The organism is Streptomyces gobitricini (assembly GCF_039532985.1).
Lineage (GTDB): Bacteria > Actinomycetota > Actinomycetes > Streptomycetales > Streptomycetaceae > Streptomyces > Streptomyces gobitricini.
In genome coordinates this window covers 664,065-684,355 of record NZ_BAAASR010000002.1, presented here as the reverse complement: position 1 = coordinate 684,355, position 20,291 = coordinate 664,065, and the positions used below count along the sequence as shown (strand labels likewise).

Genomic DNA, 20,291 nt, shown 5'->3' with positions numbered 1-20,291 from the left:
GTACCTCACCCGGATGTACCGCGCCGGGACGTCACTTGACCGCACCCGCCATCACGCCGGAGACGAACTGCCGCTGGAAGGCGAAGAAGACGGCGAGCGGTATCACCATCGACACGAACGCGCCGGGCGCAAGGATGTCGACGTTGTTGCCGAACTGGCGCACCTGCTGCTGGAGCGCCACCGTGATCGGCGGCGACTCGGAGTCCGCGAAGATCAGCGCCACCAGCATGTCGTTCCACACCCACAGGAACTGGAAGATGCCCAGCGAGGCGATGGCCGGGCCGCCGAGCGGCATGACCACCCGCGTGAACAGCCGGATCTCACCCGCCCCGTCCAGCCGGGCGGCCTCCAGCAGCTCGCGAGGGATCTCGGCGAAGAAGTTCCGCAGCAGGAAGATCGCGAACGGCAGGCCGAACGCCACGTGGAAGAGCACGACCCCGAGCGTCGTCTCGAAGATCCCGACCGCGCCGAACAGCTTCGAGACCGGCACGAGCGCCACCTGCACCGGGACCACCAGCAGCCCGACGACCAGCAGGAACCACCAGTCGCGGCCGGGGAACTCCATCCACGCGAAGGCGTACCCGGCGAGCGACCCGATCACGACGACGAGGACGGTCGCGGGCAGGGTGATCAGGACCGTAGCCCCCAGCGAACCGGTGATGGTCTCGTTCTCCAGGATCGCGGCGTAGTTGGCGGTGGTGAGCTGCGCGGGCGCCGTGAAGACCGTCCACCAGCCGCTGGCGTTCATGTCGGCGGGGTCCCGCAGCGAGGACAGCAGCAGGCCCACCGTCGGCATCAGCCAGAACAGCGCCACGAGGACGAGGAAGACCCGCACGGCCCCGCCGCCTGCCCGGGCGGCGAGGCGTGCGGCGAACGACTGCCTGGCCTTGGCGGTGACCGTTCCGCTCATCGCCGGGTCTCCTTCCGTATGCGGCGGATGTTGAAGAACATCACCGGGATCACCAGCAGGAGGAGGAGTACGGAGATGGCGCTGCCCACACCGAGGTGCGCGTCCGTGCCGAACGACGAGCGGTAGAGCTGGAGCGCGAGGACGTTCGCGTCGTCCTGGACCGAGCCGGGCGCGATGATGTACACCAGGTCGAAGATCTTCAGGACGTTGATCATCAGGGTGACCAGGACGACCGCGAGGACCGGCGCCAGCAGCGGGACGGTCACCCGGCGGAAGACCTGCCACTCACTGGCGCCGTCCACCCGGGCCGCCTCCAGCAGCTCACGCGGCAGGCCCGCCAGGCCGGCGGCGATCAGCACCATCGCGAAGCCCGCCCACATCCAGACGTAACTGCCGATGATGGCCGGGGTGACCAGGGACGGGCCGAGCCAGTCCACACCGTTGTACTGGGCCCGGAAGTTGCTCTCGGGCAGGCGCAGCAGGGCCCCGTCCGCCTCCTTGGGGAGGGAGAAGGTGCCGTCGGCGGCCGCCGACGCCGTGGCGAGGACCCGGCCGTCCCTGACCGCCTCCACCTTCAGGCCCTTCAGGCCCAGCTCCTTGGCGTCGATGGCGTTGGGCGATCCGCCGCCGCCACGGGTGAAGTCCAGCCACGCGGTTCCCGTGACCTGGTCCTCCGTCGGGTCCGCCGCCTTCGCGGGCTTCGCGTCCCGGGGCATGTCCGGCGCCGCCACACCGATCAGGGGCAGCTCGGCGGGCGTGCCCGCCCGTACCGGCTCCTTGGTGATGAACGCCCCGCCGCCCGCCGCCTCCAGCGGGTGCACGGGCAGCGGCCGGGCCCTGGGGTAGGTCGCCGACTCGGCGAACGTGTCGTGCACGCCCACCCAGACGGCGTTGGCGACACCGCGGTCCGGGTCCTGCTCGTACACCAGCCGGAAGATGATCCCGGCGGCCAGCATCGAGATCGCCATCGGCATGAAGACGAGCAGCTTGAACGCCGTCCCCCACCGCACCCGCTCGGTGAGGACCGCGAAGATCAGCCCGAGGGCGGTGGCCACGGTCGGCGCGACCACCACCCAGACGGCGTTGTTCTTGACGGCCGTGAGGATCGTGTCGTCGGTGAAGATCTCGACGTAGTTGTCCAGGCCGGCGAAGCCGCTGCCCGCCTGGTCGAAGAAGGACCGGTAGACCGAGTACCCGATGGGGTAGACCACGAGCGCGCCCAGCAGCACCAGCGCGGGCAGCAGGAAGCCCGCCGCGACGAGCCTGCGGGTGCCGGAGACGCTCTTGCGTGAACCCGGGGACGTCGGCCGCACGGCCGCCGCGCCCCCCGTTGCCGGCGCCGTCACGGCGTCAGCTCTTGCCCTTGTACGCCTTGGCCGCGTCGGCCTCCAGCCTCGCCTGCGTACCCGCGATGTCCTTCGGGTTCTTCAGGAAGTCCTGGAGCGCCTTCCACTCGCCCTTGCCCGGCGTCCCGCCGAACGACTGCGGCATCTGGTCCGACATGTCGAAGCGGAAGTCGTCGCCCGCCGCGATGAGCGCCTTGCCGATGTCGCGCTGGACGTCGTTCGGGTACACCGCCGGGTCCATCGACTTGTTGGGCGAGATGAACCCGCCCTCGGCCGCCCAGACGCTCGCGGCGTCCGGGGACGCCAGGAACGTCAGCAGCGCCTGGGTGGCGGGCTTGTCGGTCAGCGCGACCGCCACGTCGCCGCCGGTCACCACGGGCGGCTCGGAACCCACCGCCGGGAAGGGGAACGCCTTCGCGTCCGTACCGATCTCCGCCTCGGTCTGGGCGATGTTGATCGAGACGAAGTCGCCCTCGAATACCATCCCCGCCTTCGGCGCGTCACCGCCGGTGAAGGTCTGCGTCACCGACGCCGGGAACTCCGTCTGGAGGGCGCCCGCCGCACCGCCCGCGATCAGGTTCGGCCTGCCGAACACCTCGGCGAGAGTGGTGAGGGCCCGAGTGACGGACGGGTCGGTCCACGGAATCTCGTGCTCGGCCAGCTGGTCGTACTTCTCCGGCCCCGCCTGGGAGAGATAGACGTTCTCGAACCAGTCCGTGAGGGTCCAGCCGTCCGCGCCGCCGATCGAGAAGGGCGTCACACCGGAGGCGGAGACCGTCTCGGCGGTGGACAGCAGCTCCTTCCACGTCTTCGGCTCGGACACCCCCGCGTTCTCGAAGACGGCGGTGTTGTACCAGATCAGCGACTTGTTCGCGGCCTTGAAGTACACGCCGTACTGGGTGCCGTCGACCGCCCCGAGGTCCTGCCAGCCCTTGGAGTAGTTCTTGGCCAGCTGCGCCTTGGCCTCCGCGCCGGCCGGCTTGGCCCACTTGCGCTCCACGGCCTGCTCCAGCGCGCCCACCTGCTGGAGCATGGCCACGTCCGGCGGGGCGCCACCCGCGATCTTCGTACCGATGTAGTTCAGCATCGCGTCCTGCGTCGGTACGTAGGCGACCTCCGCCCCGGTGCGCTTCTCGAACTCGTCGAGGACCTTGGTGAACGCCTGCTGCTCCGGACCCGTCCACACCGCCACGACCTGGACCTTCTGGCCGTCCAGCCTGGGCAGCTGAACGGTCGCCGCGCCGGTGCCGGCGTCCTTGTCCGGCTCGGCACCGCCCTTGCCGCCGTCGCCGTCGCCGCAGCCGGCGAGGGCGAGCGCGCAGACGGCCGCCATCGCGACGGTCGTCAGGCGTGGCGTGTGCGGCCTGTGTGGCGTGCGTGGGATGTGTTCCCCGTGTGCGCCGTATGCCCTGCGTGTCCGGCGTGCCCTGCGAGTCCGAAGAGTTGTGCGCATCACTGCCCCGTCTCTTCCGTGCGCGTACGCGTCCCGTCCGTCAGGTCTACGCCCGGCGCACAGGGGCCGCAATACCGCCTTCCATGTCAAGTCGGGGATCGTGATCGGGTCGTGACGTGGGGTCAGGGCTCCTCAGGCGTGCGTTCCGGGCACGAGCGGCGGCAGTGGCGCCGCCTCGACCGAGCGGGCCGCCCGGTCCAGCGCGCTGGCCAGCAGCGCCAGGTCCGTCGGACCGTTGCCCAGTTCCCGCACCGGGCGGCGGGTGGGCGGATCGCCCATGCGCTCCCACTCCAGCGGCACCACGGTGGGCCGCTGGGTGGCCGTCCGGGGGATGCGCCCGGTGACCCGGCCGGCCTGGAACGGCGTCACCCGGCCGTCCGGATGCCCCAGCCGGCCGCGCCCGGGAGCCGGGACGTCCGGCCCCGGAGAGGCGGGCGGGGCGTCCAGCACCACCCGCAGCCGGGCCTGGTGCGCCAGCTCCGTGTCGGCCGTCCGGTCCGGGCGCGCGGACGTCACCACCAGGTGCACGCCCAGCCGGTGCCCGTCCCGGGCCACGGCCTCCAGGGCCCGCACCACCGACCCGGCCGCGGGGCGCCCGGGGCTGCCGAGCGCGGGTGCGACCAGCGCGTCGTAGTCGTCGACCAGCACGACCAGGCGCGGCAGCGGGGGCGGCACCTCGTCCTTCGCGGTACGGGCGGCGGGGCGCAGCCGCAGCGTGCCGGTGGACGTCGTGTCGGGGCCGTCCGGCTCCCGGGGGCCGGCGGGGCGGCCCGGGTCCGAGGGCCGCCGCGGGCCGACCATCCGGTCCGCGACCTCCCGCTGGGTGTGCCACTCGGTGAACTCCTGGCGGCCCAGCAGCTCCGCGCGGCGCTTCAGCTCCGCGCCGAGCGCCTGGGCGAACTCCCGCATCCGTACCGGGTCCGAGGCCACCAGGTGCTCGGCGGCGTGCGGCAGCTCCATACAGGGCGCGAGCCCCTCGCCCCGCTCGCCGCCCGCGCCGTCGACCAGCAGCAGTCCCAGCCGGTCGGGGCGGGACGCGGCCGCCAGGGACGCGGCGACGGAACGCAGCAGCTCCGTGCGCCCGCTGCCCGCGGGGCCCTCGATCAGCAGGTGGGGGCCCTCCGCGGTGAGGTCCACCACCAGGGGGCCGCGCGGACCGGCGCCCAGCACGGCGGTGCCGTCCGGGGCCGAGGCCCAGCGGGCCATCAGGGACGCGGGCGTCGCGCGGGCCAGCCCCAGCTCGTCCAGGAGCCGGGAGGACGGGGGCAGGGGCACGGCGGTGGCGCGGCGTGGCCCGGGGCCACCGGCGGCTCCGGCGCCCGGGGCGCCCTCGGCACCCTCGTCGCGCTCCGCCCGCAGCGGGGCGAGCGCCCGCGCGAACCGCTCGGCCCAGGCGGCGGACACCGCGTCGACGGTGCCGACCGTGCCGTGACCGGCGGGCCGACCGCCCGCCGTGCGCATCAGGCGCAGCGCCGTCGCCACGTCGCCGGACAGCAGCGCGACGGCTCCGCACTCCCGGAAGGCGAGGGAGGCGGCGCACGCCGTCTCGTACGTCTCCGTGACCGGGGACATCGGCGAGGCGGCCGGTGTCTCGGCCAGGCACACCAGGTGGATGCCGGCCGCGGCGCCCGCACCGGCGAGCCGCGCGGTCGTCTCGCGCAGCGCGGCCGAACCGGGATCGCCGTCCACGATCACCACCGTGTACGCCCCGTACGCCGCGCCGTGCCGCTCGGCGGCCTCCGCGACGGCCTTGCGGTCGGCGCTCGCCCAGCCGGGCCCGAGCGGCCCGTCGTCCAGCCGCCGGGTGAGCTCGGCGGTCCGGGCAGCCGCCTGCTCCCGGTCGAACGCGAGGAGCAGCCGGCAGTCCTGGCCGTGGGCGGGGCGCACGTGCGGGAGCCAGCCGAGCCAGCTCCACTCGCGCTTGCGGCCGGCGCCGCTGATCAGCACGACCTCCAGATCGGTGGGCGCGTGCAGCGCGACGAGCTGGGCCACGACGGAGCGGGTCAGGCCGAGGAGCCTGGCCCGGGGCCCGGCCAGCCCGAGCGACCCGGCCTCGCGGAGGCCCACCGTGACCGGTACGGCGGACAGGTCGGCCCGGTCGGTGGTGCCGAGCCGCACGGCCAGCGCCTCCGGGTGGCCGGGGCCCCGCTCCCACAGGCGCGGTCCCGGGCCGAGGGCGGTGAGCAGCACGGCGGCCGGATCGGGCCAGGTCTCAAGGGCGGTGCCGCCCGCGAGGGCCGCGGGCCCGGGCCCCTCCGGCGCCCCGGCCGGCCCGTCGGACCGCCCGCCCGCGAGCCGCCGCGCCCATGCGCCTATGCCCCGCTTGCGGGCGGAGGAGGCGGAGGAGGGTGTCGTGGCGGCGGTGGTGGTTGCGGGGGTGCCGGGCGCGGTGGTGGCGGGGGCGTCGCCGGTGACGCTCAGGGTGCCGCCCACGGAGGTGCCGCGCGGCGGGGTGGGCTGCGGCGAGGCGCCGCTCCGGTGGGGTACGCCGCCGACCGGCACGCCGCCGACCGGCACACCGGCGGCCTGCGCGCCGGCGGCCTGCCGGGGGCCGCTCACGGGCACGGCGCCGTATGCGCCGGCTGTGCCGTCCGCCCGACCGTCCGCCCGGCCGTCCGCGCCCGGTACCTGCCCGGCCAGCGGGGCCCGGCCGCCGCCGTCGGGGCCGGCCGGCCGCCGCGGCAGCAGTGGGTCGCCCTCCGCCCGGGCGGGGGCCGCCGGGGACGCCGTGCCCGCGCGGGACACCCGCAGATGGCCCTCACCGTCGGGCACGGTGGCAGGCGAGGCGCCGTCGGCCGGGTGCGGGGCGGCCGTCAGCCGCAGCGACGACTCACCCAGTCGCAGCAGGGCGCCCGGCGCCAGTCGGACCGGGCGGGTGCCGACCTCGGCGCCGTCCAGGGTGGTGCCGTTCGTGGAGCCGAGGTCCGCGACCGTGACCCGGCCGTCGTCGGTCACGGTCACCGCGCAGTGCAGGCGGGACACGTCGGGGTCGTCGAGCGGCACGTCGGCGTCGGCGGAGCGGCCGATGCGGATCTGGCCGGGGTGCAGCAGGTGGACCCCTCCCGCGTCCGGCCCGGCCACCACGTGCAGCCGCGCCGCCGCGCCGTCCAGGGGCGCGTAGTCCTCGCCGGGCACCTGGAGCGAGAGCACCGCGCCGTCCACCAACGGCGGCTCGCCGAGCACGCGGCGCTGCGCGTCCAGCCGCTCACCGCCCGCGTGGAGCACGACGGCGCCGGAGGAGTCGGTGCCCGACACGGCGGCCGCCAGCCCGGAGGCGACGGCGGCCAGCGGGGTCCCGGCCGGGGCGGTGACAAGCACGTCACAGGCGCGCCCCGCGGTCTGGCCGCCGGTCGGCGCCGCGAGGACGGTCAGCCGGATCTGCATCGCCGTCAGCGGTCCCTTCTGCGCGGCGCGCCCGGCGGCGGAGGGAATGGCCCGTCTCGATCTCCCCCCACCCGCCACGGACGCGTCGTCCGGTCAGGTCGGCACGGACCGCGGGGCTCCCGACCCCGCGATGGGCCGTGCTGGGGGCATCCTCCCACCTGGGACTGACAACTCGTCCCCGGCCCACCCAGAAATGATCTTGATCGATCGGAGGCGGTCGGGAAAACGCCTGCTTGGGTACGCCTTGGGATCATGTGCGCCGGCGCGAGTCGTGTCACCCTGGCAACCGTGTCCCTTTCGAACGCGTCTTGCAGGGTCGAACGGGAGCGGAAGACGACCCGCCGGTGTGCCACCGTCCGGCACTACAGTGGGGCGGACACCCGGGCGGACCCGAGAGGGGGGCCCGGACAGGCAAGGACCACGATCGCAGGGAGCGCATGACGTGCGGCCGGTAGGCAGCAAGTACCTGCTCGAGGAGCCGCTCGGGCGCGGCGCCACGGGCACCGTCTGGCGAGCCCGCCAGCGTGAGACCGCGGGCGCCGAGGCGGCCGTGGCGGGCCAGCCCGGCGAGACCGTCGCGATCAAGGTCCTCAAGGAGGAGCTCGCGAACGACGCGGACGTGGTGATGCGGTTCCTCCGGGAACGCTCCGTCCTGCTCCGCCTCACCCACCCGAACATCGTGCGCACCCGCGACCTCGTCGTCGAGGGAGACCTCCTCGCCCTCGTCATGGACCTGGTCGACGGCCCCGACCTGCACCGTTACCTCCGGGAGAACGGCCCGCTCAGCCCGGTCGCCGCAGCCCTGCTCACGGCCCAGATCGCCGACGCGCTCGCCGCCAGCCACGCCGACGGCGTGGTCCACCGCGACCTGAAGCCCGCCAACGTGCTGCTCGCCGAGCGGGACGGCCGGATGCACCCGATGCTCACCGACTTCGGCATCGCCCGCCTCGCGGACAGCCCCGGCCTCACCCGTACGCACGAGTTCGTCGGCACGCCCGCCTATGTGGCGCCCGAGTCCGCCGAGGGCCGCCCGCAGACCTCCGCCGTGGACATCTACGGCGCGGGCATCCTGCTCTACGAGCTGGTCACCGGCCGCCCGCCGTTCGCCGGCGGTACGGCGCTGGAGGTGTTGCACCGCCACCTCAGCGAGGAGCCGCGCCGCCCCTCCACGGTCCCGGGCCCGCTGTGGACCGTCATAGAGCGCTGCCTCAGCAAGGACCCGGAGCGCCGCCCCAGCGCCGAGAACCTGGCCCGCGGCCTGCGTACCGTCGCGGCCGGCATCGGTGTGCACGCCACGCCCGCCCAGATCGAGGCGGCCGAGGGCGTGGGCGCGCTGCTCGCACCCGACCCGGCGCCGGCGCCCGTCCCGGAGACCCCGGGCGCGGCGGACCCGACCCAGGTGCTGCCGAGCAACGCCGGCCAGTACGACCCGGCCGCGCCCACCAGCGTGCTGCCCACCAGCGGTGCCGGCGGGCAGGGGGGCCACGGCGCCGCCGACCCGACCGCGGTCATGCCGCCCGTCCCGGCGCGGCCCGACGGGCAGCCGCAGCCCGAGGAGCCGCACCCGTGGCAGAACCAGCTGCGCGCCGCCCGTGACCGCAACGAACAGACCCAGGTCCAGTACCTCGACCCGAGCCAGGACCCCCTGCGCCGCCGCCCGCAGCGCCAGGCCCCGCAGCAGCCGCCGCAGCCGCCCCAACACCGGCAGCAACAGCAGCCCTACCCGCCGCAGCACCAGGGCCCGCAGCAGCGACCGCCCGCGCGCCGGCAGTACGCGCCCCCGCCGCCCCAGCATCACCAGCCGCACCCTCCGCAGCACCACCAGCCGCGACAGCCCCAGCAGCCGGCACCGAGACCGCCGCGTGAGCCGCGTCCGCCCCGGCAGCGCAGTGCGAACCCGATGCGCATCCCGGGCCTGGGCTGCCTCAAGGGCTGCCTGTTCACGATCGTGCTGTTCGTCGTGGCGGGCTGGCTCATCTGGGAGCTCACCCCGCTCCAGGACTGGGTCGCCGAGGGCAAGAGCTACTGGCAGGCCATCAGCGACGGGGTGACGACGGTGTCCGACTGGATCTCGGACCTCGGCAACAGCACCGGCTCGACCGGCGGCACACCCACAGGCCAGTAAGTCTGTCGCTTTGTCGACTTCCGAGGGGTGATTTCCCCTCGGTGGTGAATACCGGCGCCCGAGCCCGCGTAACTTGGTCGGGAACGCCAGCCGCTGAGGGAGCAGTCTTGGCACGGAAGATCGGCAGCCGGTACACGGCCCACCAGATCCTGGGGCGGGGCAGTGCCGGGACGGTGTGGCTCGGCGAGGGCCCGGAGGGCCCCGTCGCCATCAAGCTGTTGCGCGAGGACCTGGCCTCCGACCAGGAACTCGTCGGGCGCTTCGTCCAGGAGCGCACCGCCCTGCTCGGGCTGGACCACGCGCGCGTGGTGGCCGTCCGAGACCTGGTCGTCGACGGCAACGACCTCGCCCTCGTCATGGACCTGGTCCGCGGCACGGACCTGCGCACCCGGCTGGACCGCGAGCGCAGACTCGCCCCCGCGGCGGCCGTCTCGATCGTCGCGGACGTCGCCGAGGCCCTGGCCGCCGCGCACGCCGCCGGGATCGTCCACCGCGACGTCAAGCCGGAGAACATCCTGCTCGACATGGAGGGCCCGCTCGGTCCCGGCGGCGCCCACCCCGCCCTCCTCACCGACTTCGGCGTCGCCAAGCTGATCGACACCCCCGGCCGCACCAAGTCCACCCGCGTCATCGGCACGCCGGACTACGTCGCCCCCGAGATCGTCGAGGGGCTCCCGCCGCGCGCGGCCGTCGACATCTACGCCCTGGCGACGGTGCTGTACGAGCTGCTCGCCGGCTTCACGCCGTTCGGCGGCGGACACCCGGGCGCCGTGCTGCGCCGGCACGTCACCGAGACCGTCGTCCCGCTGCCCGGCATCCCGGACGAACTGTGGCAGCTGATCGTCCAGTGCCTCGCCAAGGCCCCCGCGTCCAGGCTGCGCGCCTCCGAGCTCGCCGCCCGCCTGCACGACCTCCTGCCGCTCGTCGCGAGCATGCCGCCGCTCGACGTGGACGAGCCGGACGCCGAGCCCTCCGTGGAGGCGTACGAGGACGACCCGTACCCGACGGTCCCGAACACCCCGCGCCGGACCGCCGTGCCGCTGGTGCCGGGCTCGTCCACCGACTCCAACCGGGACACCCACACCTCCATGCGCGTCCCGGCCCCCGACGAGCTCTCCGGCGGCCCCCGGGGCACCGCCCGCGCCCCCCGCCCTGCCGGCGGACACCGCCCCGGGTCCGCCCGGCACAGGTCCGAAGCGGTCCGCAAGCGCCGCATCACCATCGGTATCGCCACCATCGCCCTCGCCACCGCCGCCGGGATCGGCGGCTACCTGGCGGCCGGCGAGGACGACCCGGGCGCCCCGCCCCAGGACTCCCAGCGTTCCGCCCCGTCGCAGCCCTAGGGAGCTGCCCGCCGGCGTCCCCCTGGCGGTACGGGCGCGGGAGCGCCCCCACCACGGGCCCCTCCTCCACGGGCCTCTCCTCCGCCGCGTGACCGCACCCGCCGCGTGACCCCACCCGCCGCCGGGCCGCCGGCGCTGTCGCGGCGGGCCGCCCCCCCCCGGATTCCGGCCCCGGACCAGGAAGAGCGGCCCTGGTCGCCGCCTGGGGGGCCGGGCTGTCGCACGCAGCCGTTACGCTGGTGTCGTGGCAGTCGTCGATGTATCCGAAGAGCTGAAGTCCCTCTCCTCGACCATGGGGTCGATCGAGGCCGTCCTGGACCTCGACAGGATGAGGGCAGACATCGCCGTGCTCGAGGAGCAGGCCGCGGCCCCGTCCCTCTGGGACGACCCGGAGGCGGCGCAGAAGATCACGAGCAAGCTCTCGCACCTCCAGGCCGAGGTGCGCAAGACCGAGGCACTGCGCAGTCGCATCGACGACCTCGCCGTACTCTTCGAGCTCGCCGAGGAGATGGACGACTCGGACACCCTCGCCGAGGCGGAGGCGGAGCTCGCCTCCGTCCGCAAGGCGCTGGACGAGATGGAGGTCCGCACCCTCCTGTCCGGCGAGTACGACGAGCGCGAGGCGCTGGTCAACATCCGCGCCGAGGCGGGCGGTGTCGACGCCTCCGACTTCGCCGAGCGCCTCCAGCGGATGTACCTGCGCTGGGCCGAGCGGCACGGCCACTCGACGGAGGTCTACGAGACGTCGTACGCGGAAGAGGCCGGCATCAAGTCGACCACCTTCGTCGTCAAGGCCCCGTACGCCTACGGCACTCTCTCGGTGGAGCAGGGCACGCACCGTCTGGTCCGTATCTCCCCCTTCGACAACCAGGGCCGCCGCCAGACGTCCTTCGCGGGCGTCGAGGTGCTGCCGGTGGTGGAGCAGTCCGACCACGTCGAGATCGACGAGTCCGAGCTGCGCGTGGACGTCTACCGCGCGTCCGGTCCGGGCGGCCAGGGCGTGAACACCACCGACTCGGCCGTGCGCATCACGCACATCCCGACCGGCATCGTGGTCTCCTGCCAGAACGAGCGCTCGCAGATCCAGAACAAGGCCAGCGCGATGAACGTCCTCCAGGCGAAGCTGCTGGAGCGGCGCCGCCAGGAGGAGCAGGCCAAGATGGACGCCCTCAAGGGCAACGGCGGCAACTCCTGGGGCAACCAGATGCGTTCGTACGTCCTGCACCCGTACCAGATGGTCAAGGACCTCCGTACGGAGTTCGAGGTCGGCAACCCGCAGGCCGTCCTCGACGGTGAGATCGACGGCTTCCTCGAGGCGGGCATCCGCTGGCGGAAGCAGCAGGAGAAGTAGCCCTCGGGCAGCAACACCTCGGATTCACCGGGCCTTTCGGCGCCGGACAACCTGTCCAGCAGGTGGTCCGGCGCCGTCCGCGTACGCGGGAGCAATTCGCTGCCGCAAGCGCAACGTTGGCCCTGACCTCGCTTTGTCGACAAGGAAACTGGCCTTTGGTGGACCGGTGTTCGCCTTTTACGTCACAGTTGCATCGTTGCACGCCCGGCAACTGTGACCATTTCGGGCATCGCACGCGCAACCGCCTTGACGCTTGTACGAAAAGTGGGAAAGCTGACGCGCGGCATGCGCATGACTGGGGCGCGTGTGATCGGGGGGCAACTGAGCAAGACCCCCAGCGTCCGCTGCCCCGAGCGCTGCTCCATGGACGAATGAGCTACTGGGGGTAGCAGGCAGATGACCAAGAAGACGCGGGTCCGCGTGGCGCGGATCGCAGCCGGTGCGGTGATCGCAGCCGGAGCGTCCCTGACCGCGGCGGGCGCCGCCTCGGCGGTCGGAGGTGTCGAGGTCCCCGGCATCGGCGTTCAGGCCGAGGTGAACGAGGGCGGCATCGAGGCCGGCCTTGGGATCAACGACGGTGACCCGGGCGGTGTCGACGGCGGTGCCGACCAGGGTGGTACCGGTGACCAGGGTGGCACGGGCGACCAGGGTGGCACGGGCGACCAGGGTGGCACGGGCGACCAGGGTGGTACCGGTGACCAGGGTGGTACCGGTGACCAGGGTGGTACGGGCGACCAGGGTGGCACGGGCGACCAGGGTGGTACCGGTGACCAGGGTGGCACGGGCGACCAGGGTGGCACGGGCGACCAGGGTGGCACGGGCGACCAGGGTGGTACCGGTGACCAGGGTGGTACCGGTGACCAGGGTGGTACGGGCGACCAGGGTGGTACCGGTGACCAGGGTGGTACGGGCGACCAGGGTGGTACCGGTGACCAGGGTGGCACGGGCGACCAGGGCGGTACCGGCGACCAGGGTGGCACCGGCGACCAGGGTGGCACCGGCAACTCCGGCGGCAACGGCGGCAACGGTGGCAACCAGGGCGGTTCCACCGCCACCGGCGGCAGCCAGGGCGGCTCCACGGCCACCGGCGGCAGCCAGGGCGGTTCCACCGCTACCGGCGGCTCCGGCACCTCCGGCTCCGTGACGGGCGGTAACGACGCCGGCACCTGCACCGTCGACCTCGACGGTGCCGAGTGCGCCGACAACACCGACACCAACTCCGCCGGCTCTCAGCCGGTCGAGCAGGGCAAGGCCAAGGAGGAGCTCGCCGAGACGGGCGCCGCCGAAACCTCGTTCCTGCTCATCGGCGCCGCGACGATGATCGCCGGTGGCATCGGCTTCCGCATGCTGCCGCGCCTCGTGGGCGGTGGCCGTACGGTCGCGTAACCGGCCGTAGAGCGACGGAAGGGCCCGGGCAGGCCTCGATCGGCCGCCCGGGCCCTTCCGCGTGTACGACGCACGCCCGACGGACGTACGGGAAGCCTTACGCGGTCTGGTGCGCCAGCAGGGCCACCGCCGCGACCAGGATCAGCACCAGCGACAGCAGGGCCGCCGGGTTCAGTCCGCCGAAGGGGCCCTCCTGCTGGAGGCGCTCCCGGTTCGCCCGGCAGACGCGGCACCGGCCCTCGTTGACGGGTGCCGCGCAGTTGGCGCACACCAATCGGTCATAGGTCATGCGCTCTCCTCCTCCCGCGCGGCGGAGCCGCAGACGCGGACCGTGCACTGACGCGGACCGTGCACAGGTTCTCTCCGCACAACGCTCAGGGAAACGCAACCGTTCCCCCTACCACTGTGCCAGCTTCGGAGAGTTTAGGCGCGCCCCGCCGGATTACCGCCGCCGCGGGCTCCTACCGCACACGGACAAAAGGCGCAAGGCAGAACGGCGACTGCACGCGGCATGCCCAGTCGCGTATGGTCACGCTCACCTACTCCCTGCCGACCGTGGTGCACCCGTGATCCGATTCGACAACGTCTCCAAGACCTACCCGAAGCAGAACCGCCCCGCCCTGAGGGACGTCTCCCTGGAGATCGAGAAGGGCGAGTTCGTCTTCCTGGTCGGGTCCTCCGGCTCCGGAAAGTCCACCTTCCTGCGGCTGGTCCTGCGCGAGGAGCGCGCCAGCCACGGCTCGGTGCACGTTCTGGGCAAGGACCTCGCCCGGCTGTCCAACTGGAAGGTGCCGCACATGCGCCGCCAGCTCGGCACCGTCTTCCAGGACTTCCGCCTGCTGCCCAACAAGACCGTCGCGCAGAACGTGGCGTTCGCGCAGGAGGTCATCGGCAAGCCGCGCGGTGAGATCCGCAAGGCCGTCCCCCAGGTCCTCGACCTCGTCGGCCTCGGCGGCAAGGAGGACCGGATGCCCGGCGAGCTGTCCGGTGGTGAGCAGCAGCGGGTCGCCATCGCCCGTGCGTTCGTCAACCGGCCCATGCTGCTGATCGCCGACGAGCCGACCGGCAACCTGGACCCGCAGACCTCCGTCGGCATCATGAAGCTGCTGGACCGGATCAACCGCACCGGCACCACCGTCATCATGGCGACGCACGACCAGAACATCGTCGACCAGATGCGCAAGCGGGTCATCGAGCTGGAGAAGGGCCGTCTCGTACGCGACCAGGCGCGCGGCGTCTACGGCTACCAGCACTGAGCAGCAGCACCCGCAGCACCCCGCAGCAAGGAAAGGCTGAACGCACGCGATGCGCGCCCAGTTCGTACTGTCGGAGATCGGTGTCGGCCTCCGTCGCAATCTCACGATGACCTTCGCCGTCATCGTCTCCGTGGCTCTGTCACTCGCCCTCTTCGGCGGTGCGCTGCTCATGCGCGAGCAGGTCAGCGTGATGAAGGACTTCTGGTACGACAAGGTCAACGTCACGATCTACCTCTGCAACAAGAACGACGCCGCGGCCGGCGGCACCTGCGACAAGGGCGCGGTCACCGCCCAGCAGAAGAAGGAGATCGAGGCCGACCTCGCCAAGCTGGAGAACCTCGTGGAGAAGGTCCACCACGAGACGGCGGACGAGGCGTACAAGCACTACAGGGAGCAGTACGGCGACACGGCCATCGCCAGCATCATCACGCCGGACCAGATGCAGGAGTCGTACCGGGTCAAACTGAAGGACCCGGAGAAGTACAAGGTCGTGGCGACCGCGTTCGCGGGGAGGGCGGGTGTGCACTCCGTGCAGGACCAGCGCCAGACGCTGGAGAACCTGTTCCAGATGATGCGGGGCATGAACGTCGCGGCCCTGTGCGTCATGGCGCTGATGCTGGTCATCGCGCTGATGCTGATCGTCAACACGGTCCGTGTCTCGGCGTTCAGCCGGCGCCGTGAGACCGGCATCATGCGGCTGGTCGGCGCGTCGAGTTTCTACATCCAGATGCCGTTCATCATGGAGGCCGCCGTGGCGGGCCTGCTCGGCGGCGTCGTGGCCTGCGCGATGCTGCTGGTCGGCCGGTATTTCATGATCGACGCGGGGCTCAACCTGGCGCAGAGCATGCCGCTGGTCAACTTCATCGGCTGGGACGCGGTGATGACGGTGCTTCCGCTCGTCATGGTCATCGGTCTTCTGATGCCCTCACTTGCGGCCGCCATCGCGTTGCGCAAGTACCTGAAGGTGTGACGATTGCCAATGGCGCCGTGCGGACAACAACCGTGCGGCGCCTTTTCCTTGTCCTAGAGTGGGCGCCATGCTGGGCCCCGCGTTCTGTACCCGGCCCCGCGGCGCTCGCAGCCGCGGGGCGGCCCTGACGTTCGTCTTCGCCTCCGTCCTCGTCGCCGCCGCGGTGACCAACTGCCTTCCTCACGAGGAGGACCCGCCCGAGCGGCCCGTCGCCCGGGCCGTCCCGGACGCCGGTGCCGGACGGGGCGAGGTCGACCAGCGGGAGCTGGCGCGCGCGGCGGCCGAGGCCATGGCGGACGGCAAGTCCGGCGCCAAGGCCGCCAAGGAGGTCGTCAGCCGCAGCGGCGACCGCTGGGGCGTCGTCTACGACCGGCGCGAGTACGAGGAGTTCGAGCAGGCGCTCGACGGACGCTACACGGGCGTCGGCCTGTCCGCCCGCCGCGCGGCCGACGGCCGGATCGAGGTGGCCCGCGTCCAGGGCGGTGGCCCGGCGGACCGGGCGGGTCTGAAGGTCGGCGACCGGATCCGCTCGGTCGACGGCCGCCCGGTGGACGGCCGGTCCGCCGCCGAGGTCGTCGCCCTGCTGCGGGGCGAGGGCGCCCCGCCCGGTTCGCCGGTCTCCGTCCGGGTGCAGCGCGGCACGCGCGCGTGGAGCCAGACGCTGCGCCGGGCCAGCCTCGCCACCGAGGACGTGACCGTGCAGCGGCTGGCCGACGGGGCGCTGCGGATCAGGGTCGCGGCGTTCACCAAGGGCACGGGCGGGCGGGTGCGGGACGCGGTCCGCGACGCCCCCCGGGGTGCCGGTGTCCTGCTGGACCTGCGGGGCAACAGCGGCGGTCTGGTCACCGAGGCCGTCGCGGCGGCGTCCGCCTTCCTCGACGGCGGCCTCGTCGCCACGTACGACGTGCACGACGAGGACCGGGCGCTGTACGCGCAGCCCGGCGGCGACACCGGCAGGCCCCTGGTGGCGTTGGTGGACGGCGGCACCATGAGCGCGGCCGAGCTGCTCGCCGGGGCCCTCAAGGACCGCGGCCGGGCCGTCACGGTCGGTTCCCGGACCTTCGGCAAGGGGGCGGTCCAGCTGCCCAGCCGGCTGCCCGACGGCTCGGTCGCCGAGCTGACCGTCGGCCACTACCGCACCCCTTCCGGGCACGGGGTGGACGGCCGCGGCATCGTCCCCGACGTGGTGGTCGCCGACCGTGCCGAGGAGCGGGCCCGTACGGTATTGAGTGGCCTCGGGGGCGGCACGTAGTGCGAAAATGGCGGCACTATGGCCAAGGAAAAGAACACAGGGCGCAAACTGATCGCGCAGAACAAGAAGGCGCGGCACGACTACACCATCATCGACACCTACGAGTGCGGGCTGGTGCTGACCGGTACCGAGGTGAAGTCGCTGCGCCAGGGGCGGGCGTCGCTGGTGGACGGGTTCGTCCAGATCGACGGCAACGAAGCCTGGCTGCACAACGTGCACGTACCGGAGTACGCGCAGGGCACGTGGACCAACCACAGCGCCCGCCGCAAGCGGAAGCTGCTGATGCACCGGTACGAGATCGACAAGCTGGAGTCGAAGTCCCAGGAGACGGGTCACACCATCGTGCCCCTGTCGCTGTACTTCAAGGACGGCCGGGCGAAGGTGGAGATCGCCCTGGCGAAGGGCAAGAAGGAGTACGACAAGCGCCAGACGCTGCGGGAGAAGCAGGACCGCCGTGAGGCGGAGCGGGTGATCTCGGCGGTCAAGCGCCGCGAGCGGGCCTGACCGGCCCGTTCGGCCGCCCGCCCCGGAATAGGCTGGCACCGTCGGGCGTTGGTCACGTACGATGGCACCTGCCCCTCACAGCGGGGGCGAGCCCCCTCGGGGGCACGGTTTGAAAAATCAACATGGGGATGATCGGTTTCGACAGCGGATGTCGAAGCAGGGGAAGCGTGTCGAGGAAGCGGCAATGATCTCGTAAACCATATGTCGCAAAAAATAATCGCCAACACCAAGCGCGATTCCTTCGCCCTCGCTGCCTAAGTAGCGAGCTTGCGAAGTGTCAGCCCGGGGCTGTTCCCGACCCGGATCCTGGCATCAGCTAGGGAACTAAACCTCTAGACCCGGTCACGGGGTGTAGAGGGAAATCAAACAGTGACTGAGCCCGTCGGAGACTTGTCCGCGTGATCTCCGGGGCCGAGAAAATCGCAGCGGACTGCACACGGAGAAGCCCTGATTCTGCACCGTTGGACGCGGGTTCGATTCCCGCCATCTCCACGAGCGGTACCTCCGGGGGCTTGCCCCCGGACCCGTCACCCCATGTGGGCGAAGGCCCGGCAGCCGTCACGGCAGCCGGGCCTTCGCCATACCCGCGCCCGCCGCCAGGACGAGGGCGCCCGCCGCCGCCGTGACCGGCACGGCGTACCCGGCGGTGGCGCCCGCGTGCTCGACCGTCCAGCCGCCGGTCGCCGAGCCCACCGCGATGCCCCCGAGCAGGGCGGTGACGGCGAGCGTCATGCCCTCGTTGAGCTGCGCCGCGGGTGTCAGGCGCTGGACCAGCGTCATGCCCGTCACCATCGTCGGCGCGGTGGCCATCCCCGCGACCAGCAGGGCGCCCGCCAGCGCGACCAGCGAGCCCGTACCGGCCGCCGACAGCAGCGGCAGCGACATCAGGGCGGTCATCGCGGCGAGGCAGCCGAGCAACCGGCGCCGTACGTCGCCCCCGGGCACCGACACCGACCCGTACACCAGACCGGCCGCGCACGACCCGGCGGCCTGGAGCGCCAGCAGCGCGCCGGCCACGGGGCCGTCCGCGTACGCCAGGGTGACGACCTCCATCGACCCGAAGACCGCGCCGGTCGCCAGGAACACCACCAGCAGGGCCGGCATGCCGGGGGTGCGCAGTGGTGTGCCGGCCCCGCCGGCGCGGGGTGCGACGGGCGGCTCGGTGGCGCGCTGTGCCGCGAAGAGCAGCACCCCGGTGAGCAGCAGGGCCGCGCCGGTCAGGGTGCCGGCCTCCGGGAAGAGGGCCGCGCACAGGAACGCGGCGAGAACCGGGCCGATCATGAAGCACAGCTCGTCGACGGCCTGCTCGAAGGCGTTCGCAGTATGGAGCGCGGCGGGGTCGCCCCGGTGCAGGTGAGCCCAGCGGGCACGGGACATGCCGCCGGTGTTGGGCGTGGTCGCGGTCGCGGCGTACGCGGCGAACAGCGTCCAGGCGGGCGCCTGGTGGCGCACGCACAGCAGCAGGGCCAGCGACCCGAGGACGGCGAGCACGGTGGCGGGCACGGCGATCCGGGCCTGCCCGTACCGGTCGACCAGGCGGGCCGTGAACGGCGCCACCAGCGCGGTGGCGGCCAGCCCGGTGGCGGTGACGGCGCCGGCGAGGGCGTAGGAGCCGTACGTCCCGGCGATCATGATGACCGCGCTCACGCTGAACATCCCCATGGGGAGGCGCGCCACGAGGTTCCCGGCGGTGAAGGCCCGGGCGCCCGGTGTCGCGAACAGGCGGCGGTAGGAGGCGAGCGTCCCGCGCGACGTGGGGCGGGGAGCCGGGCCGTGTGCCGACTCCGTGTAACGGGGGGCGATGACGGGGGACTCGGCGGTGAGGGCGAGCGGCGGGGTGCTGTTCGACTGCGGCATGCGGTCAGCCTCGTGCCGGGGGGCGCCGGCGGTCCAACACCTGGTGGGGGCCCATTGACGCGCCCTGGTTGTAAATTCGGCCCGTGGCCCATGACATCGAACCCCGGCTCCTGCGCGCCTTCGTGGCCGTCGCCGAGGAGCTGCACTTCACGCGTGCCGCCACCCGGCTGTACGTCGCCCAGCAGGCGCTCAGCCGGGACATCCGGCGCCTGGAGCGGGAGCTGGGCGCCGAGCTGTTCACCCGGACCACCCGGCAGGTGGTGCTCACGGTCGACGGGGAGCGGTTGCTGCCGTACGCGCACGGCGTGCTGGCGGCGTACGACGAACTGGGCGCCGCCTTCGCCGACGGGGCGCGGCCGCTGCTGGTGGACCTCAACACCGACGGGATGATCAGTGGCCGGGTCCTGGCGCGGGCCCGCGAACTGGCTCCCGAGTGCGAGTTGATGGCCCGCTACGAGAGCGGGCTGACCGGTGCGGCCGCCGAGATCCTGGCGGGACGGCTGGACGTGTCCTTCGGCCGGTTCGCCGGGCTGGTGCCCGCCGTCCGCGCCCGGCTGTCGGCCCAGCCCGTGCGGTGGGAGGCGATGGCCGTGCTGCTGCCGGACGACCACCCGCTGGCCGGCCGGCCGGAGGTGGAGCTGGACGCGCTCGCCGGGGAGTCCGTGTACGCGGGTGCCGGGAACCCCGCCACCAGGGAGTGGACCGACCTGGCCGAGCGGCTCTTCGCGGGACGCGGCATCAGGGTCGCCCCGCCGGCCCCGGTGGCGATCGGGTTCGAGGAGTTCCGCCGGGTCATGGCCAAATCTCGTTGCCCCGTCCTGGTCGCCGTGGACTTTCCGGCCATGCCCGGGTGCGTGCTTCGGCCGCTGATCGACCCGGTGCCGCTCTCACCCGTCTCGCTGGTGTGGCGCAAGGGGCTCAAGCACCCGGGCGTCGAGGCGCTGCGCAAGGCGGCGGCCGCGCTGGCCGAGTCCGAGGGGTGGCTGAAGCGACCGGCCGGAGCGTGGCTCACTGAGGGTGATTTGACGCACATGTGCCCGAATCAATGAACCATAAGCCCAGTCGTTGCAGGCGTGCGCTACATTCATTGCCCGGGTGCAGTGAGGTGGGGGCGCTCCGCGTGGGTGGGGGCCCGGTCCGGTGCGAGTACCCAA

Annotated in this window: 15 protein-coding genes and 1 other RNA gene; 10 read left to right on the top strand and 6 right to left on the bottom strand. The window is 73.0% G+C overall.

The features are described from left to right. Window positions 1-31: 31 nt before the first annotated feature. The 4 genes from ABD347_RS03965 to ABD347_RS03950 all read right to left on the bottom strand — a co-directional run bounded on the left by ABD347_RS03965 (window position 32) and on the right by ABD347_RS03950 (window position 7,093). Window positions 32-910 carry a carbohydrate ABC transporter permease gene (locus ABD347_RS03965; RefSeq protein ID WP_344356313.1) on the bottom strand — a complete coding sequence of 293 codons (879 nt, stop codon included), beginning with the start codon at window positions 908-910 and terminating at the stop codon, window positions 32-34. Next, window positions 907-2,256: a carbohydrate ABC transporter permease gene (locus ABD347_RS03960; protein WP_425575563.1), complete on the bottom strand. Its 1,350-nt coding sequence runs from the start codon at window positions 2,254-2,256 to the stop codon at window positions 907-909. The genes ABD347_RS03965 and ABD347_RS03960 overlap by 4 nt, the downstream gene beginning before the upstream one ends. A 4-nt stretch (window positions 2,257-2,260) precedes the next feature. After that, window positions 2,261-3,589 (bottom strand): ABC transporter substrate-binding protein, encoded by a 1,329-nt coding sequence (locus ABD347_RS03955; protein ID WP_344356311.1) that lies wholly within the window; start codon window positions 3,587-3,589, stop codon window positions 2,261-2,263. 252 nt (window positions 3,590-3,841) lie between these two features. Then, window positions 3,842-7,093 carry an FHA domain-containing protein gene (locus ABD347_RS03950; RefSeq protein ID WP_344356309.1) on the bottom strand — a complete coding sequence of 1,084 codons (3,252 nt, stop codon included), beginning with the start codon at window positions 7,091-7,093 and terminating at the stop codon, window positions 3,842-3,844. Between the two features lie 442 nt (window positions 7,094-7,535). On the opposite strand from ABD347_RS03950, the gene ABD347_RS03945 reads away from it, so the two are divergent. The 4 genes from ABD347_RS03945 (at window position 7,536) to ABD347_RS03930 (ending at window position 13,298) form a co-directional block, all read left to right on the top strand. Continuing rightward, the gene (locus ABD347_RS03945) at window positions 7,536-9,218 is read left to right on the top strand and encodes a serine/threonine-protein kinase (protein ID WP_344356307.1); all 1,683 of its coding nucleotides are present in this window, start codon (window positions 7,536-7,538) and stop codon (window positions 9,216-9,218) included. A gap of 107 nt (window positions 9,219-9,325) precedes the next feature. Further along, entirely contained in the window at window positions 9,326-10,561 is a 1,236-nt protein-coding gene (locus ABD347_RS03940) for a serine/threonine-protein kinase (RefSeq protein WP_344356305.1), read from the top strand. A gap of 244 nt (window positions 10,562-10,805) precedes the next feature. Continuing rightward, the gene (gene prfB / locus ABD347_RS03935; RefSeq protein ID WP_344356303.1) at window positions 10,806-11,912 is read left to right on the top strand and encodes a peptide chain release factor 2; all 1,107 of its coding nucleotides are present in this window, start codon (window positions 10,806-10,808) and stop codon (window positions 11,910-11,912) included. Between the two features lie 396 nt (window positions 11,913-12,308). Then, window positions 12,309-13,298: a hypothetical protein gene (locus tag ABD347_RS03930; RefSeq protein WP_344356301.1), complete on the top strand. Its 990-nt coding sequence runs from the start codon at window positions 12,309-12,311 to the stop codon at window positions 13,296-13,298. A gap of 97 nt (window positions 13,299-13,395) precedes the next feature. Here the strand turns inward: ABD347_RS03930 and ABD347_RS03925 are convergent, their stop codons facing one another. Then, window positions 13,396-13,587, bottom strand: coding sequence for a hypothetical protein (locus ABD347_RS03925; RefSeq protein ID WP_344356299.1), 192 nt, complete (start codon window positions 13,585-13,587; stop codon window positions 13,396-13,398). Between the two features lie 277 nt (window positions 13,588-13,864). Between ABD347_RS03925 and ftsE the strand changes: the two genes are divergently transcribed. The 5 genes from ftsE to ssrA all read left to right on the top strand — a co-directional run bounded on the left by ftsE (window position 13,865) and on the right by ssrA (window position 17,775). Further along, on the top strand, window positions 13,865-14,554 hold the full coding sequence (gene ftsE, locus ABD347_RS03920; protein WP_344356297.1) for a cell division ATP-binding protein FtsE: 690 nt from the start codon (window positions 13,865-13,867) through the stop codon (window positions 14,552-14,554). A gap of 49 nt (window positions 14,555-14,603) precedes the next feature. After that, entirely contained in the window at window positions 14,604-15,524 is a 921-nt protein-coding gene (gene ftsX, locus ABD347_RS03915; protein WP_344356295.1) for a permease-like cell division protein FtsX, read from the top strand. Window positions 15,525-15,591: 67 nt separating this feature from the next. After that, window positions 15,592-16,776 carry a S41 family peptidase gene (locus ABD347_RS03910; RefSeq protein WP_344356293.1) on the top strand — a complete coding sequence of 395 codons (1,185 nt, stop codon included), beginning with the start codon at window positions 15,592-15,594 and terminating at the stop codon, window positions 16,774-16,776. 18 nt (window positions 16,777-16,794) lie between these two features. Then, the gene (gene smpB, locus ABD347_RS03905) at window positions 16,795-17,280 is read left to right on the top strand and encodes an SsrA-binding protein SmpB (protein ID WP_073750546.1); all 486 of its coding nucleotides are present in this window, start codon (window positions 16,795-16,797) and stop codon (window positions 17,278-17,280) included. 124 nt (window positions 17,281-17,404) lie between these two features. After that, window positions 17,405-17,775, top strand: a transfer-messenger RNA (tmRNA) gene (gene ssrA / locus ABD347_RS03900). A 63-nt stretch (window positions 17,776-17,838) separates the two neighbouring features. On the opposite strand, the gene ABD347_RS03895 is transcribed toward ssrA, so the two are convergent. Further along, complete coding sequence (locus ABD347_RS03895; protein WP_344356291.1) at window positions 17,839-19,137, bottom strand: MFS transporter; 1,299 nt, start codon at window positions 19,135-19,137, stop codon at window positions 17,839-17,841. A gap of 83 nt (window positions 19,138-19,220) precedes the next feature. Here ABD347_RS03895 and ABD347_RS03890 point away from each other — a divergent pair, with 83 nt between their 5' ends. Further along, window positions 19,221-20,186 carry a LysR family transcriptional regulator gene (locus ABD347_RS03890; RefSeq protein ID WP_344356289.1) on the top strand — a complete coding sequence of 322 codons (966 nt, stop codon included), beginning with the start codon at window positions 19,221-19,223 and terminating at the stop codon, window positions 20,184-20,186. Window positions 20,187-20,291: the final 105 nt, after the last annotated feature.

What these genes read in the sequence shown, in the direction of transcription:
- ABD347_RS03930 (WP_344356301.1), top strand. Translation starts at nt 12,309, where the DNA reads ATGACCAAGAAGACGCGGGTCCGCGTGGCGCGGATCGCAGCCGGTGCG.
- smpB (WP_073750546.1), top strand. Translation starts at nt 16,795, where the DNA reads ATGGCCAAGGAAAAGAACACAGGGCGCAAACTGATCGCGCAGAACAAG.
- ABD347_RS03950 (WP_344356309.1), bottom strand. Translation starts at nt 7,093, where the DNA reads ATGCAGATCCGGCTGACCGTCCTCGCGGCGCCGACCGGCGGCCAGACC.
- ABD347_RS03925 (WP_344356299.1), bottom strand. Translation starts at nt 13,587, where the DNA reads ATGACCTATGACCGATTGGTGTGCGCCAACTGCGCGGCACCCGTCAAC.
- ABD347_RS03895 (WP_344356291.1), bottom strand. Translation starts at nt 19,137, where the DNA reads ATGCCGCAGTCGAACAGCACCCCGCCGCTCGCCCTCACCGCCGAGTCC.
- ABD347_RS03910 (WP_344356293.1), top strand. Translation starts at nt 15,592, where the DNA reads ATGCTGGGCCCCGCGTTCTGTACCCGGCCCCGCGGCGCTCGCAGCCGC.
- ABD347_RS03955 (WP_344356311.1), bottom strand. Translation starts at nt 3,589, where the DNA reads ATGGCGGCCGTCTGCGCGCTCGCCCTCGCCGGCTGCGGCGACGGCGAC.
- ABD347_RS03965 (WP_344356313.1), bottom strand. Translation starts at nt 910, where the DNA reads ATGAGCGGAACGGTCACCGCCAAGGCCAGGCAGTCGTTCGCCGCACGC.
- ftsX (WP_344356295.1), top strand. Translation starts at nt 14,604, where the DNA reads ATGCGCGCCCAGTTCGTACTGTCGGAGATCGGTGTCGGCCTCCGTCGC.